Origin of the sequence: Scytonema hankhaensis NUACC26 (assembly GCF_045865695.1) — a bacterium.
Taxonomy (GTDB): domain Bacteria; phylum Cyanobacteriota; class Cyanobacteriia; order Cyanobacteriales; family Nostocaceae; genus Scytonema.
Window position 1 is genome coordinate 56,468 of record NZ_BAACAP010000216.1, and the last position, 14,873, is coordinate 71,340.

At 43.8% G+C, this 14,873-nt stretch carries 15 protein-coding genes; 8 read left to right on the forward strand and 7 right to left on the reverse strand.

What is annotated here, in order from left to right:
• Nucleotides 1-47 precede the first annotated feature (47 nt).
• Nucleotides 48-1,145, reverse strand: coding sequence for a DUF3239 domain-containing protein (locus ACKTT2_RS28825; protein WP_407893086.1), 1,098 nt, complete (start codon nt 1,143-1,145; stop codon nt 48-50).
• A 125-nt stretch (nt 1,146-1,270) separates the two neighbouring features.
• The gene (locus ACKTT2_RS28830) at nt 1,271-4,912 is read right to left on the reverse strand and encodes a WD40 domain-containing protein (protein ID WP_407893088.1); all 3,642 of its coding nucleotides are present in this window, start codon (nt 4,910-4,912) and stop codon (nt 1,271-1,273) included.
• 401 nt (nt 4,913-5,313) lie between these two features.
• Between ACKTT2_RS28830 and ACKTT2_RS28835 the strand changes: the two genes are divergently transcribed.
• The gene (locus ACKTT2_RS28835; RefSeq protein WP_407893090.1) at nt 5,314-6,012 is read left to right on the forward strand and encodes a Coq4 family protein; all 699 of its coding nucleotides are present in this window, start codon (nt 5,314-5,316) and stop codon (nt 6,010-6,012) included.
• 412 nt (nt 6,013-6,424) lie between these two features.
• Complete coding sequence (locus tag ACKTT2_RS28840) at nt 6,425-6,877, forward strand: cupin domain-containing protein (RefSeq protein ID WP_407893092.1); 453 nt, start codon at nt 6,425-6,427, stop codon at nt 6,875-6,877.
• 234 nt (nt 6,878-7,111) lie between these two features.
• On the opposite strand, the gene ACKTT2_RS28845 is transcribed toward ACKTT2_RS28840, so the two are convergent.
• Both ACKTT2_RS28845 and ACKTT2_RS28850 read right to left on the reverse strand, forming a co-directional pair.
• Entirely contained in the window at nt 7,112-8,110 is a 999-nt protein-coding gene (locus ACKTT2_RS28845) for a tRNA-dihydrouridine synthase family protein (RefSeq protein WP_407893094.1), read from the reverse strand.
• Nucleotides 8,104-8,592: a hypothetical protein gene (locus ACKTT2_RS28850; RefSeq protein WP_407893096.1), complete on the reverse strand. Its 489-nt coding sequence runs from the start codon at nt 8,590-8,592 to the stop codon at nt 8,104-8,106. The genes ACKTT2_RS28845 and ACKTT2_RS28850 overlap by 7 nt, the downstream gene beginning before the upstream one ends.
• Nucleotides 8,593-8,650: 58 nt before the next feature.
• Here ACKTT2_RS28850 and ACKTT2_RS28855 point away from each other — a divergent pair, with 58 nt between their 5' ends.
• Complete coding sequence (locus ACKTT2_RS28855) at nt 8,651-8,860, forward strand: hypothetical protein (RefSeq protein ID WP_407893098.1); 210 nt, start codon at nt 8,651-8,653, stop codon at nt 8,858-8,860.
• 295 nt (nt 8,861-9,155) lie between these two features.
• Here the strand turns inward: ACKTT2_RS28855 and ACKTT2_RS28860 are convergent, their stop codons facing one another.
• Complete coding sequence (locus tag ACKTT2_RS28860) at nt 9,156-9,437, reverse strand: hypothetical protein (RefSeq protein WP_407893100.1); 282 nt, start codon at nt 9,435-9,437, stop codon at nt 9,156-9,158.
• A gap of 445 nt (nt 9,438-9,882) precedes the next feature.
• Between ACKTT2_RS28860 and ACKTT2_RS28865 the strand changes: the two genes are divergently transcribed.
• Both ACKTT2_RS28865 and ACKTT2_RS28870 read left to right on the forward strand, forming a co-directional pair.
• Nucleotides 9,883-10,428 carry an HD domain-containing protein gene (locus tag ACKTT2_RS28865; RefSeq protein WP_407893102.1) on the forward strand — a complete coding sequence of 182 codons (546 nt, stop codon included), beginning with the start codon at nt 9,883-9,885 and terminating at the stop codon, nt 10,426-10,428.
• A 62-nt stretch (nt 10,429-10,490) separates the two neighbouring features.
• On the forward strand, nt 10,491-11,321 hold the full coding sequence (locus ACKTT2_RS28870) for a cold shock domain-containing protein (RefSeq protein WP_407893104.1): 831 nt from the start codon (nt 10,491-10,493) through the stop codon (nt 11,319-11,321).
• On the opposite strand, the gene ACKTT2_RS28875 is transcribed toward ACKTT2_RS28870, so the two are convergent.
• Entirely contained in the window at nt 11,313-11,564 is a 252-nt protein-coding gene (locus ACKTT2_RS28875) for a hypothetical protein (RefSeq protein ID WP_407893106.1), read from the reverse strand. The two genes, ACKTT2_RS28870 and ACKTT2_RS28875, sit on opposite strands and share 9 nt — an antisense overlap.
• Before the next feature lie 451 nt (nt 11,565-12,015).
• On the opposite strand from ACKTT2_RS28875, the gene ACKTT2_RS28880 reads away from it, so the two are divergent.
• Nucleotides 12,016-12,429 carry a hypothetical protein gene (locus ACKTT2_RS28880; protein ID WP_407893108.1) on the forward strand — a complete coding sequence of 138 codons (414 nt, stop codon included), beginning with the start codon at nt 12,016-12,018 and terminating at the stop codon, nt 12,427-12,429.
• A 220-nt stretch (nt 12,430-12,649) separates the two neighbouring features.
• Here the strand turns inward: ACKTT2_RS28880 and ACKTT2_RS28885 are convergent, their stop codons facing one another.
• Nucleotides 12,650-13,564, reverse strand: coding sequence for a LysR family transcriptional regulator (locus tag ACKTT2_RS28885; RefSeq protein WP_407893110.1), 915 nt, complete (start codon nt 13,562-13,564; stop codon nt 12,650-12,652).
• Between the two features lie 142 nt (nt 13,565-13,706).
• On the opposite strand from ACKTT2_RS28885, the gene ACKTT2_RS28890 reads away from it, so the two are divergent.
• The gene (locus ACKTT2_RS28890) at nt 13,707-14,066 is read left to right on the forward strand and encodes a DUF427 domain-containing protein (protein ID WP_407893112.1); all 360 of its coding nucleotides are present in this window, start codon (nt 13,707-13,709) and stop codon (nt 14,064-14,066) included.
• A gap of 34 nt (nt 14,067-14,100) precedes the next feature.
• Nucleotides 14,101-14,709 carry a Crp/Fnr family transcriptional regulator gene (locus ACKTT2_RS28895; protein ID WP_407893114.1) on the forward strand — a complete coding sequence of 203 codons (609 nt, stop codon included), beginning with the start codon at nt 14,101-14,103 and terminating at the stop codon, nt 14,707-14,709.
• Nucleotides 14,710-14,873 lie beyond the last annotated feature (164 nt).

Consider the following 14,873-nt stretch of genomic DNA (forward strand, 5'->3'; position numbering starts at 1 on the left):
TTAAACTCCACTAGTGAATATAAATCTGTAGCTCTGTATCTGTAAGATTATACGAATGGATTGGGAGGGCGATCGCCGTGTTGACGGATGTAATCCTGTTGCAACTCTTGGAAATAATCTGCCAAGCATTGCCCTGTTTCACACCAATAAAGTTCCTTCTGATGAATGTAATTATTGCATTCACAGCAAAAAGTGTACTCATTGTATAGAAATGGGTTAACTAAATAGCTACGAATTATTTCCTCTGGCATCCTTGTTATACCACCACAATTCGGATGGATGTAAGCTTGGGGAACTACATCAAGCACTCCCTGATAACGGCGTTCTGGATGGATAGTCACATGGTCTGTCATTTGACCATCTGCTCCCAGTTTTGTGTGCTTGTCTTTGTGCATGGGGTAAAGCGGAAGGAAAACGAGCTGGTGGCAGAATGCACAACGAACAAAAGGTATGGTGTACAGTCCTGGCTTAGTTGTCCTGAGATATCCAAGCCCAACTTCTAGGTGCTCCCATTCCCAATCCGGAATACTCTGTAAGACTCTTTGTATATCGGTTTGATTACCAGTTACACAATCAACCACCACTGGGTAAAAGTCGTCCCAGTAACCTTTACGAAGGTTACCCTCATACAGAGCAACTGTAGCTAACCTTGTACCTACTGGTGGTACTCCATTCTTCATCCACTTAAGTGGTTGAGGCAGAATTTTGATCGTATAATGTGGTGTTTTACCAGTAGTGAGATCGGTGAATACTGCAATTAGAGGTGGCTTTAATGCAACAACAACACCAGGATTAACACAACCATAGAAGAAATGTTCGCGGATACGGATTGCTAGAAATATAAGTTTTTTAAGAAACCAAAATATTCCAATGCCGAAAAAAATATTAAATACGGCAATTCCAAATAATGCAGATGGTATAAGATGTAAACTTTTGCCTTCACGCAGTACTGCAAACAAGGCAAACCCAAAAATCCAGTTGGTAAGAAAAGCTAAGACAACCAGAATGGCAAGCGGAAGAATCAATTGAATTGGTTTCCTAGGAAATGAACGAATCCAATAAAAATAATTAACAAGCAGATTACCAGGATTTGAGGCGTGGGTACTGCCATCTACAGTCAAAGGGCGTTGTGGTTTCTTTACCATTGTTGTACTCAGCTACTTATTTTCTACTTTCTGACTCTTGAGACGATGTACTTTAAACTGTGCTTACGTTTAGTTTGCCCACTAACTCAGAACAATACATCAACCAAACACTAATACAGTTCAGCTTACACACACTCTATTGCGCCTAAAGCTTTCAGGGTTGATTTTTGAGCCTCTGTTAAACCTGTTACGCTAGTAATGTTCATACCTTCATAAGGTCTAGAACTTCTCAACGTTTTGAGACAGGTTCCAGACCTGACATCCCATAGCTCGATCGTCTCATCTGTGCTGCTGCTGGCTAGAATTTGACCGTCCGAACTAAAGGCGACTGAGGAAACCTGGTTGGTATGTCCCTGTAACGTCTTGAGGCACTGCCCTGTACGAACGTCCCAGATCTTCACGGTTCGATCTAAGCTACCACTGGCTAGGTATCCATACTCGCTATCAAGACTTGAATCCACGCTGGATTGTGCAGCAAAGGCGACTGAGAATACCCAGCTTGTGTGCCCTTGAAACGTTCTCAGACATTGCCCTGTCCGAACATTCCAGAGTTTAACAGTATTATCAGAACTACCACTCGCCAAAATATCGCTCGTTGAACAAAAAGCAACAGACCAAACTGCATCAGCGTGTCCCTGCAAGGTTTGCAAGCATTGTCCTGTACTAACGTCCCATAGTTTTACTGTTCTATCCTCACTCGCACTCGCCAGCATCTTACTGTCTGGACAGAAAGCAACGAACCATACTGCGCCAGAGTGTCCCCGTAAGGTTTGCAAGCATCGTCCCGTGCTAATGTCCCAGACTCTTACGGTTTGGTCTCCACCAGCACTTGCCAAAAGGTCGCAGCCTGAGTTAAAAGCAACAGTCCACACTTGACCAAGATGCCCTTCTAATGTCTTCAGGCATTGTCCCGTGCGAATGTTCCATAACTTTATTGTCCGATCGAAACTGCCACTGGCAAGAATTTGACCTTCTGGACTGAAAGCGACAGATCTGATCTGATTCGTATGCCCCTGTAATGTTTGCAAGCATTCCCCTGTACCAACATCCCAAACTCTCACAGTTCGATCGTCGCTACCACTGATTAGGGTTTGACCCTTTGGACTAAAGGCAACGGAATGAACCTCATTAGTATGCCCCCGCAAAGTTTGTAGGCACTGCCCTGCACGAACGTCCCATAGCTTTACAGTTCGATCGAAACTGCTACTCGCAATGCTGTGTCCTTCTGGGCTAAAGGCAACTGACCAGATCTGATTTGTATGCCCGTGTAAGGTTTGCAAGCATTCTCCTGTCCCAACATCCCACAGCTTTACCACTTGGTCAAACCCAGCGCTGGCTGCGATGCGATCCTCTTGGTTCAGGGCAACTGAAAGGATGAAATTCGTATGCCCCCGCAAGGTTTGTAGGCATTGCCCCGTGCTGGTGTCCCAAATCTTGACAGTGCGATCGAAGCTACCACTCACTAGGGTGCGACCATCCGAACTCAGCGCGATCGCATAGACCCAGAAGGTATGCCCTTGCAAAGTTTTGTAGCATTCTCCGCGCACAACATCCCACAACTTAATAGTTCGATCGAAACTACCACTTGCTAGGGTGCGACCATCCAGACCAAAGGCGATGGAGAGTACTCGATCGCTATGCCCTTGCAAAATTTTATCGCATTCCCCGGTGCCAACATTCCACAATCTCACTGTTTTGTCTTCACTGCCACTTGCCAGAGCGCGACCATCTGGACTAAAAGCAACAGAGCGGACGAAATCGTGATGCCCGTGTAATGTTCCGTCGCATTCCCCGGTGTTAACGTTCCATAGCTTTACAGTATAGTCAGTTCCACCGCTAGCCAGAGTCCGACCGTCTGGGCTAAAGGCAACGGATAGAACCCATCCTGTATGACCTTTGCAGGTAAACAGTGGTTTACTATCGATGACACGCCACACATGAATCTCACCATGCGCGTCTCCTGTTGCCAAAAGACTGCCATCCGGGCTGAAGGCAACGGCAAGAACAACCCCGAAGACTTCTGTAAAAACGGACTTTGTGAGATCGGAATTAGTGAAATTGACCTGCCTCAAGGTATAACCAGTGAGGTGTGCTTGCCAAACTGTTAGATGAGAAAAGTCATAACCGCCTAAGTCTGTTTGTAATTGACACAGCAGATTAATAATATTTCCACCTGCATATCCTGGCTCTAGGAATAGTACCCGATGGTGTTGGGTAACGCTATGTGAACGTAGAATGAGCAAAATTTGATTAAGATGTTCCTCAATTCTGCTTTTACTACTATTTGTGAGTAATTTATCTAGCGTTGGTTTAAGAATAAGACGAGTCTGCGTGTCTCTAACATAGTCTTTGGCTGTGGCTTTCATCAAAGCATGACGATTAAAAATCGCGATTTCTTTGGTCGTAATTTCTGCACAAACTTGCTCAATCAGTTGAGCGATCGTGTATTCCATCACGACGGGCTGTTGCGTAAACCCCAAGGCTGTTTTCTCAATCAGCGATCGCTGTCTGAGCGATCGCAATGTTTCTGGCAATTTTTGACGAGATACAGGCGATAACAAATCCTCTCGAAGCGCTGACAAAGAAATAGGTTCGCGCTCAATTGCCAACCAATACATTACCTCTTTTTCTAAATCCGATAAGCGATTAAATTGCTGAGCTAAGAGATCCCGAATATCCGCAAAGACAAACGTCCCAGTTTCGATTAACGTCAAACACTCCGAAATACTCCCGTCTAATAACTCTTGAATCCCAGAGGCAACCATCTTAAGCGCCAGTGGATTGCCTGCATAATGCTGAATTAAGCTATTCCACTCCTGCTCTGAGCCAGAGAAGCGCCCTTTGGCTCGAAAGATTTCCCGTGCTTCTGTTGGCTGAAGCCCCGTGAGTTGTAAAGAACGAACTGGAAGGGTTTCGCCTTCAAGGACCCCAAGTTCTCTCGGTTTCTCCCGACTCGTCAGCACAAGGCAGCTTTGATGATGGGTTTCTCCAATCCGTTTGAACAGATCGCGATAGCCGAATTGATGCAGAACTGTTTCGGCATTGTCGAGGACGAGCAAGCAGCGCTTTGAGCGCAAATAATCAATTAGCCTTGATAATTGACCGTTTAGATCGGATGGGAGAAGTGTTTCTTGCCGCTCGGATAGAACTTGGAGTAGAGCGCTCAGGAGGTCTTCAATCGGGGGCGCATTTCTCAGCGATCGCCAAATTAAGAATTCAAACTGGTCTTGAACCTGCTGTGCTAGCTTTACAGACAGAGCCGTTTTACCCATTCCACCCATGCCCAAGATTGCTACCAAGCGGCAGCAGTCTTTTGTAATCCACTGCTCTAGCAGATCGAGTTCCTCACCGCGACCGTAGAATATCGAGACATCAATAGCTTCTCCCCAGTGCTGCCGATTAATTACCGTTGGGACTTCAGTCTTAGGGGGAACAGCCGCGATTGACGTTTCAGATTCATCGAGCCCCTGATGAGTGCTGAGTGGAGAAGTCAACAGGTCAGTTGCGCTTTGTCTTTGCACCTCCAGCCGACGCAGGACGGCTTGCACATTGTTCTTACTCACTTTCTCCCCAGTTGCCTGGGTAATTTGTTGCCACAATTGAGCTCCAACATCCCGAATGTGACCCGTATCATAACCCAGGTGATTGGCGATCGCGGGATAAGTCCAACCTTGCCAAGCATAGCGGAAGACCTGCTCCTGAACATCTCTCAGTTTTTGACCTTGTAGCACGGTATCGAGTAGCGCCAAGGCTTCTTCAGCAGTCATGAACAAACATCCTTATGCGAGTTGGGCACTATTCATCCTTTGCGTTGAGCTTCCCACATTCCGCACCCGAACTGTCAGGCAGAAGCAAAACACGGACAAAGTAGTACAAAATACCTACATTTCGGACATCCTAAAACTAAGCCGTTGAGGATAATAGCATCAATTCTTTAGGTTGATAAACTATTATAACACAAATTGATGTTTGAAACTCAATAGCGCTGAAAGATATATAGCAAATACCCCGCACTCAAACGGGTGAGAAAATGACCCGATCGTTTCCGATCGCACACCCGATCGTTTCCGACTGACAGAGTAAATTCTAATTTGTATTCTGAAAGAGTTTCAAAGAGGAACAATCAAGCACTCAGCAAACGAAATCGTATCCGAAGAGGAAATTCAGTATGACTATTCAACTTCAAGCGCTCGCACCCTTAACTTCTCCCATTGAGGGCGATCCACAGCACTCATATTGGCTAGCCTTTCGTGCCTTTCTTCATTTTGTGGAAAATCCCACTTCAATAGAAGCCGTTTTCGCGATTGCGGAAACTCTCAAGTCAACCCAATTCCAAACACAAGCGATCGCTCATCTAGCTGCTATTCCTGAGATTCAACCCTTAATTCAACAGCGCTATCTGAGTGATACCCCCGATCTAGCAGCACTGTCGGAACTTCCACCCGGTTCCTTAGGGCATTCTTATGCGCTGCATATTCAGCAAGCAAACTTAGATCCAGACTTCTACCCCAAGATGCAGGTTTGCGATGATGCCAGTTATCTAATCTTGCGCCTGCGGCAGACTCACGATATTTGGCATGTGGTCACGGGTTTCGGCACGGAGGGACTCGGAGAACTGCAATTACAGGCGTTTAGTTTGGCACAAACGCATTTGCCGATCGCAGCAGCAGTTTTGGCAAGCGGCATTTGGAAAATACTGCTTCAGATGCCAGAGCATCTCGATCTGCTCATGCAGAGCTTGTATCGAGCCTATGAACTCGGACAAAACGCGAAGCCACTCCTTGCTCAACGCTGGGAACAAGAGTGGGAAAAACCACTCATCCAGTGGCAAAGGGATCTTGGCATCGCAATCAACGATCGTCGTTGAAAGGGTGGGAAGCGATCTCCGACGGCGACCACTTCCCACCAATAAAAGGAATAGCGCCATATCTACCTTTTATGTAGTCGTTTTCAAAAGAAGTATCGTTTTGGAGCTTAAACTCTACTATTGGTGTTAGTAGTAAAAATAACTAAAAATGCACAAACACATAATCATAGCATTTAAACATAATAATTAACTCAATAGAAGTGTTAAAAAATACAAACCCTCACTCTAAATGCAAAAGCGAGAAGTAAAAATGACCATTACTCCCAGTTTATTGCCAAATAAGAGGTTAAGTTTGTTAGATACCTAAGTTTGCAGAAGTTATTGGGAATCTTGCAGCCCCTCAAGTACGTTAAGTGTTAACGACTCAAATCAGTTTAAACTGAAAAAGATTCATAGCACTCAAGAGGGGCTGATGTCATTACCTATCATTCTGCAACCGGACGAGGGAAAATCGGTTAAGCTTGGCACAAGTACCTGCACCTTCAAAGTGACTGGTGAGAATACAAACGGACATTTTGGCTTGTTTGAGTTTGTAATGGAGCCAGGAACAAGAGGAGCCAGTCCGCATATCCATAAACAGTTGACTGAGATATTTTACGTTATTGAAGGGGAAGTAGAGTTGATGATAGATCGACGCACTATCACTGCTGCACCAGGCGCGATGATGCTGGTTCCGGAAAACACACCGCATGGCTTTTCTAACCCAGGAACAGTGCGCTCGAAACTGCTGATTATGTTTTGTCCGGCTGATTCAAGAGAGCAGTATTTTGAGGGATTGGCTGAATTGACCAAAGATGGACGCCAGCCCAGCCAAGCAGAACTGCTTGAGTTGATGCAGAAATTCGACCAGTATCCGGTTGCTTAAAAACTTAACAATCAATGCTAGTGCGATCGCTTCTTTGTGCAGCAAGAATTTTAACAATTAAGATGCGTTTTCCCTGGAACTCGCCCTTTGTAACTAGTAAAAAAAGTTGCGTATTTAGGGATAACCATCGCGTCTGGATTGTATCTACTTTGAGAAAATCAGTAGGGGAACCGAAAAGTTTTGAAATTGTTGCGGGTAACAGACTCACAAATCAGATTTAATCTGTTTCAAAAGTTACAAAACTGAGTAAGGTGCTGGGCTAAAGTTCTCGTGTCGATCGGCAAGGAAAACCCTATCGCAGAGGTTAAACAGTTCTGCTTCGGTAGAGGTCTGTCGCATCTGTCGCAGGAAATGACCATTCGCGTCAACACTTAGCGCAATGTAGTTGAGGTACATTTTGAGGTAGCCCAAGCGCGATCGCATAGGTATAGTTGCCACTGTGGGGGTTTGCCACAAGCGATCGATGTAGTTGCGTACCTCTGCTAAAGGAACGGGCGAGATCGGTTCAGACCGCAAAGCCTGCCGAATTTGATGAAAAATCCACGGATTCCCGATCGCCCAACGTCCTACCATCACACCTGCCGCACCTGTTTGAGAAAGCACTTCAAGGGCAGTGAAAGCAGAATGGATATTGCCATTAGCAAGCACCGGACAACGGACTCGTTTGACTGCTTCAGCAATCAGATCGTATCTCACTTCCCCGTGGTACATATCTTTTACCGTGCGACCGTGCAAACTCAGCAGATCGATACCGTGGCGATCGATCAGATAGAGAATTTTGTCAAAGGTATCTGTATTTTCAAAGCCCACGCGCATCTTGACAGTCAAAGGTCGATCGTTCACAGCAGAACGCAGTTCTCCCAAAATCCGATCCACTTTTTCGGGCGAGAGCAGCAATCCACCTCCAACATTTTTGCGATAAATTCTCGGTGCCGGACAGCCCATATTCAAGTCAATGCCAGCAATATTATAGTTGCAGAGTTCCCGTGCTGTTCTGACTAAATCTGGTATGCTTTCGCCAAGCATTTGAGCAAAAACGGGGCGAAGAGTGTCGTTTTCAGTAATTGCTGAGAGAATATTAGGATTGAGTCGTGAGGTCTCGTTCACGCGGAAATATTCGGTAAAAAAGTAGTCAGGACTGCCGTAGTGGGCAATGACCTTCATAAACCAGAGGTTTGTTACATCTTGCATGGGGGCAAGAGCAGTAAGGGGTAGGTGTGGTTGAACTACCATGCCCAACCCTTCGGATATGAACACGGATTCTGAACAGCCTTGTCAACGTGTCTCAACGCTTGCTGAATTACGTCAGCGCTGACTGTTTTATATTCTGGATTTTGTTTTTTGTAGTCGGTAACCCAAGAACTGTGCATCTCATAAGCACTTCTCTTAGGATTAAAAGGTTTATCCTTCTTGCCTCTGCGAAGCTTTGGATTGTCTTCCTTCCAAGGGGAACCTAAACTAACAGATTTGTTGACAGAACAGTAGAGAGGACTAACTACAGACTTTGTTGCAATGTCACAGTACAAAAACTCTGCGTTAACTTCTCTCTTGGTGTACAAGTCGCAATAATTACCCATAACAAAAGTTTGACTGTAACTCCATATTCTGTCTTCTAAAGAACGATTTTGGATGTAGCCGACCTTGTGCTGCCAATCTGACAATATTATCAATTGCTGAGAACCAGGACACAACTTAAACTTATAGGTGAGTTGCAACTTGCTCACCTCCTGTTAATTTGCTAAAGTACATCTAGCTTAGATGGTGTACCTAAAAATGTCAACAAGAAAAGGCAAAAAAAGTGTTAGAGATGTGCCAATGTTTTACACGGAAGTAAAACGCGGTCATACCATTTATTTAACTGACACCGCTTGGAAATTTCTGGTGAAAATGGCGGTAGCTGAAGGAACTAGTGCAAGTGAAGTTGTGGAGCGTTGGATACGAGCAGATATTGGTGAAAACTCGGTCACCCTCTCCCTTGATTAGCGTAGTGAATCATGGGTTAAGGGTGTCCCGAGTTTACAAAGCGCAATACAAGCGCACCCAAGCTTTGCTATGGGCGCGCTTGTATTGCGGCTAACTAATAGTTACTGAGGTGGAAACTATCAATTAACCTCAAGGGTGCTATGTTTATAGCTGTTTATTATTAACTGCTGTTTTTAACTTGACACCAAATGTCAAATGCTTTTCCTTTTCAAAACAAATCCCAATTACAGGAGTGGCATACGGGTATTCGAATAGCTAACCGTAACAACATTTTCTGCCACTGTCGTAGATGTAATTATGAATGGATAGATTCTTCAGTTGAGGTTGTTTGTACCAAGTGTAATAGCAAGGATGTTGAATCCGTTTGCTGTTGGCAATTAAGAGATGATTGAGCGAAGCTTGATGGCGCTTTTCTCCCGAGTGAGGCGATACGGTTGGGTGTCGCTCTTGCAAGTGCGATAAGCACGCTCGATCGGCTTGCAAGGGCTGTGCGATCGCTTTGGTCAGGCAATAAGTGAGCGATTACGGCACTTGCAGCCAACAGAGCAATAAGCTTCCAACCGATCGCGCCACCCATCCCCCAGAACTAACCGCGAATAGCGATCGCCTTTGATTAAGTAGTATATTTGATAACATAATATCTACCTCCAGTCTAAACAACTATTTGCTCGTTAGACTTCAGTAAAGGAATTTGTATCAGTGTCTAATTACACAAATTGTAGAAAGAAATATATGAAGAAAGAATCATTAATTTATTCAGCCATTTCTCTTTCTCTTTTTTTGCCAACAATAGCTTTTGGCGAAGAATCTCAGTTCGGTAGGTAGACGGCACTGGGGAAGACAAACACTGGTGAAACTTTAGTTTTGAACGATACAAGCGTTAAAATTGTTGAGATTCTGGTAGACGAATCCCTTAATAATGAAGATGGATTTTATGAGAATTTACCAAAGACAAAAGTAGTACAGTTCGATTACAGCATAGGCGGGAGAAAACATCATGCTTACACAAAATCTTGTAAAATATGAAACAAAACTGGTCGCAAGAAACTTATATCAAAACCTATAGATTTGCTTCCCTCGCACATTTGGGTCAAAAAGTACCGGGTACGGAAATCTCATACATTCAACACTTAAGTTTTGTCAGCATGGAAATCATTGCTGCTTTAAATGTAGAAACAGAACGGGACGGTAACTATTCTGTGCAATGCGCTCTTTTACACGATACCATTGAAGATACAAATGTCACTTTTGAGCAAATAGAAGCCGAATTTGGCTTACCTGTAGCGAATGGCGTACTTGCACTGACAAAAAATTCAAGCTTAGAAAAATCTCTGCAAATGTTGGATAGTTTGCAAAGGATAAAAGAGCAACCCCCAGAAATTTGGATGGTTAAGTTAGCAGATAGAATTAGCAACTTACTACCACCACCACACCATTGGACTCAAGAGAAAATAATTCGATATCGAGAAGAAGCTATTGTCATTCATGAAGCCTTAAAAGATGCAAGCCCTTTTTTAGCTTCACGGTTAGCTGACAAAATTGAAAACTACAAAGCCTTTATTTGTTAGGTTGTTGCCCGACCGATTGTTGCAGCGCTTAATATTTAGAATCTTTGAACGAATGTAGCTTTATGACCACAAATTTACAACCAGGCGATCGCTTTATAGATGCCGAACTGGCAAATCACAAAAATGAATTGGTGAAGCTTTCCGATTTCACCCAGCCTAGCCTGATGGATCGTCACATGGGTTTTACGGACGGTTATCCGTTGATTGTTATCTTTTATCGAGGCTTCTTTTGTCCAAGAGATCGAGAACAGCTTTCTCAATTAGTACAATTTCAAAAAGAATTAGCAGTTAATTACGGCTCCTTGGTAACAATTAGTGTCGATCCACCTCTAGTTCAAGCTGCTTTCCGGGCAGGATTGGGAGCACAGTGGTCATTTCTGTGTGACGAGAAACGCGAACTGATAAAGCAAATTAATATTTTGGATAGCACGGAAGGTGAATATGCTTATCGCGCTCAACCTTATACCTTTATTTTGCGTCCCGATTTAACCATCTACAAAATTTACAACGGCTGGTTCTTTGTCGGACGACCGACTGTTGAAGAATTGCGGCACGATTTGCGGGCAGTTATGGAGACGCGCTCCGATTACCGATACGAAGTTTACGATACCGACCAAGTCAAACAAGTTCGCATTCCCCAACAAGAATGGTTGAATGGTGGGCCACCGTTGGGAGCCAATGGAAGAACCGTGGTGCAAGGAACTGTACGTTGGTTCGATCTTAAAATGGGAAATGGCGCGATTGCCAGAAATGACGGTGGTGAGGATGTCTTTTTCAACTTCACTGCTATCCCAGGAGAGGGATACCGCACCTTGAGCGCTGGTATGCCTGTCAAATTTGAGTTAGTGGAAAGTCATTTGGGTTGGGTAGCTCGTAATGTGCGCTTAATATAGCGCATAGCAAGACTGAGAAAAGGAAATCCGAATGGAAGTGCAATTGCCTTGAACCTCAATAGAAGCCCCACTGAGTTCAAAGGAATTGGCTTTAGTAAAATTTACAGATTGTACGGGTTGTGCTTGTACTACTGTCACCGGAAGAGGCACAACAGGTGCATTCCATCCCAGTAGTAGAGCTAAGAAGATACTAATAATCAGCAATAAGCGCATATTTTTCCTCAATTGTAAATTTCTCTGCATGAACGAATTTTAAGTACTGAAAACCCTGACTTTGACCTCTTTATGCCTTTGCGTAAGAGTCAATTTAGACTTGGTGCGTGAAGAACGACAATTGGTTAATCTATCAGCGTTCTCTTAAAGTTTTACGCCAATTTCTCAAAAATACTTGCAATTCTTAATACCTCAAATGAAGGTGCGCTTTAGGAAAAATACTTACGCTCGTTCAGAACCGATCGCTCTTCTCAAACTGCATAATTTACCAATTTTTCATTGATAAATATTTAAAGTCCATTAAACTAGACGATACTAAAAACGCCTGTGGATGTGAAAGCATTTGCGGGTTTTCTTTCATGCAAGCGATACGGATAAATACTCCCAGACAGCTGGCTTATCGCTCTGTTGATAGAGTTGCTTCGGTGCGATCGTGTTTACCTTAGAGATATAGCACAAGTCCAGTTGTACCAGTCTAACAATGAAAATTTTACAGCTAGTCCTAAGTGCGGTCTTTTTACTGACTACACCTACATTGGGAGCGGAGTATCGGGGAAAAAATCTTGATGGCAAAAAGCTAGCTGCTACAGCCTACTATGGGAATACTGGTGGAGTGTATGAAGTCATGGTCCTTTTTAAGGAGAACCAAGCAGTCATTTACTTTGATAGTGGATCTCAAACAACTATTCAGTTAAATCAACGAGCGATTTCAGATCCAAACAACATTGTCGGTTTTGGAACACTAGGACAAATTCCTGTGAATAAAGTCTTCAGAGTTGGGCTAGTTTACAACAATGACTCCCCAAGCAATTCTCAATCCCCCGAATCACCTTTAAAGGACTTTTGGAAAATTAGTTTGGACAAACAAGAGTTTAATAGTTTTATTCAGCGTTGACATCTCTCCTAGTGGAAATACTTAACATTTGTGGTTCTCATTCTCCCATATCATTTTAGTGTTGCAAATTGACTTGCAATTCTGTGTAGCATTGGCAGCGATCGCTACACAAATTGTAATATTTTCGACTTGACTCACGAGCGATCGCCTTGGAGATACTCTTCGGTTGAAGCTAAGCTTGGTGCAGTCTAAAAAATACGACGATAATCATAACATAATTTTAACATAATTGAAGTATCAAATTACGTAACCACAAATGTCCGGGGTCACGGTCATTTTTGCCATGCCACAGCATATCTACAGAAAAACCAGTCATTTTGAATGGTAGCTCTGAAGCATATAATTGCCAAACCTCTACAAACGTCTTGACTAGTTGAGTCGGTAAGGTAGCAATTAAGTTTGTATTGACTAAAATAAACGGTACAATCAGGAAGTTAGGCACGGACATAGCAATGTGTCGGTTCAGGTTTTGCTCTCGCAAAATCTCATCTACCATGCCCACCATGTCTTCTTTTGGAGACACAAGTAGGTGAGAGGCTGCCACATACTCTTCTAAGGTGATGGCTTGACGAGCCGGAAATCTTTCCGAACTCATCACGCAGACAAAATGTTCTTCGTACAGCAATTGCCGCTCATGCCAAGGTTGCCATTGCGGACAATGACCAATCGCCACGTCTATTTCGTCGGCATCGAGGAGTTTAGGCGATCGCATCCAATTAGTCGATCGCACCTGAATTCTTACCTTGGGGGCAAGTCGTTCCATTTCCTGCAATAAAGAAGGCAAAAACACGAGTTCTGAATAATCATCCATACCGAGCCGGAAGATGCGAGCGCTGGTTTGGGGAACAAATTGCGGCTCACTATAAATAGTCGATTGAATTTGCAGCAACACCAGACGGATAGGTTCAGCTAACTCAACTGCCTTTGGTGTCGGCGTCATCCCTTTAGATGTCTTAATAAATAACTCGTCTTTCAACAGCTTCCGCAGTCGCGAGAGGGCGTTGCTGGTTGCTGGTTGTGACAGTCCAATTTTTTCAGCTGCGCGAGTGAGATGCTGTTGAGTCATTAATGCGTCGAAGACAACCAGCAAGTTGAGGTCTACTCCAGCGAGATTGAAATGGTGAATGACACTCATACTGTTAATCTATTGGACAAATAATTATAATCTTGCCAGTATGGATATAGGAAAGGTTGAGACACAAAAATACACAAGTCAAAAACCTTTACCAACGCAGATTTAGAAGTCATGTTACAGTTCAATCTTTAAGGAGCAGAAGATGAAAATTCCTGGACTAGACCATCCAATCACAATTGAAAAGAATTCCAAGCGTGTAAAAATTACCTTCAACGGACAAACAATTGCTGAAACAACGCGAGCCTTAGAACTGCGCGAAGCGACTCTGCCTACTGTGCAGTATATCCCGCAAGAGGATGTCAATATAAACTTTCTCCAACCAACCAATCATTCAACACATTGTCCCTATAAAGGTGATGCAGGATACTATAGCATTGTAGTGGATGGGAAAACTGCGGAAAATGCAATTTGGTATTACTCCAACCCCTACCCAGCAGTTGCTCAAATCAAAGACCACGTTGCTTTTTATTCCAACAAAGTAGACAGTATTGAAGAAATTTAATAGTGGTAAGCATTTTTTATATCAATTAATAGGTATGGATCTCGCGATACCAGAGAGTCTCCCAACGAAATTGCGGATGGCAGCCACTTACCGAAATTTAGTCACGGGACAAGTACTTTTCCATCGCCGAGATGAGGCACAATCTGTCTTCGCTGTTGATACAGGTCGGCTTAGGCTCGTTCGTTACACAACTGAGGGAAAGTTAGTTATCCTTCAGGTAGTGCGTACTGGCGAAAGCTTTGCCGAATCAGCTCTGTTCTCCCATGTATATGGTTGCGATGCCGTAGTTGAGACACCATCAAGGGTCATTGTTTATCCCAAGCAACTTTTACTGACAGTACTTCGCTCTCAACCAGACTTAGCCGAAAGTTTCATGACTCGGCTTGCTCTGAAAAATCAGTTCCTCAAAGACCGCTTGGAATTACAGAGTATTCGCTCTGCCCGCGAGCGCGTGCTGCAATACTTGCTTCATACAATACAGACTGGTGAGACGACTGTTAACTTCGACCGACCCATCAAAGATATTGCTGCCGAACTAGGACTGACCCCGGAAGCACTATATCGAACTTTGGCGCAGATGGAAAAAGAAGGTATTATCGCCCGTGGCAATCGGCAAATTACTCTTCGTACACCCGCAGCATGATTCAAATCATATGGATTAGTCCAGCGCTTAGTTTATACATAAATGACATGCACAAAAGGAGAGTGCTATAGAGATATGAAAGGTTCGCGAGCAAGACACAACAACTAAAACGAACCAAAACCAAAAAATTTTCCACAACCCGTACAACATTCAAGAAATTGAAG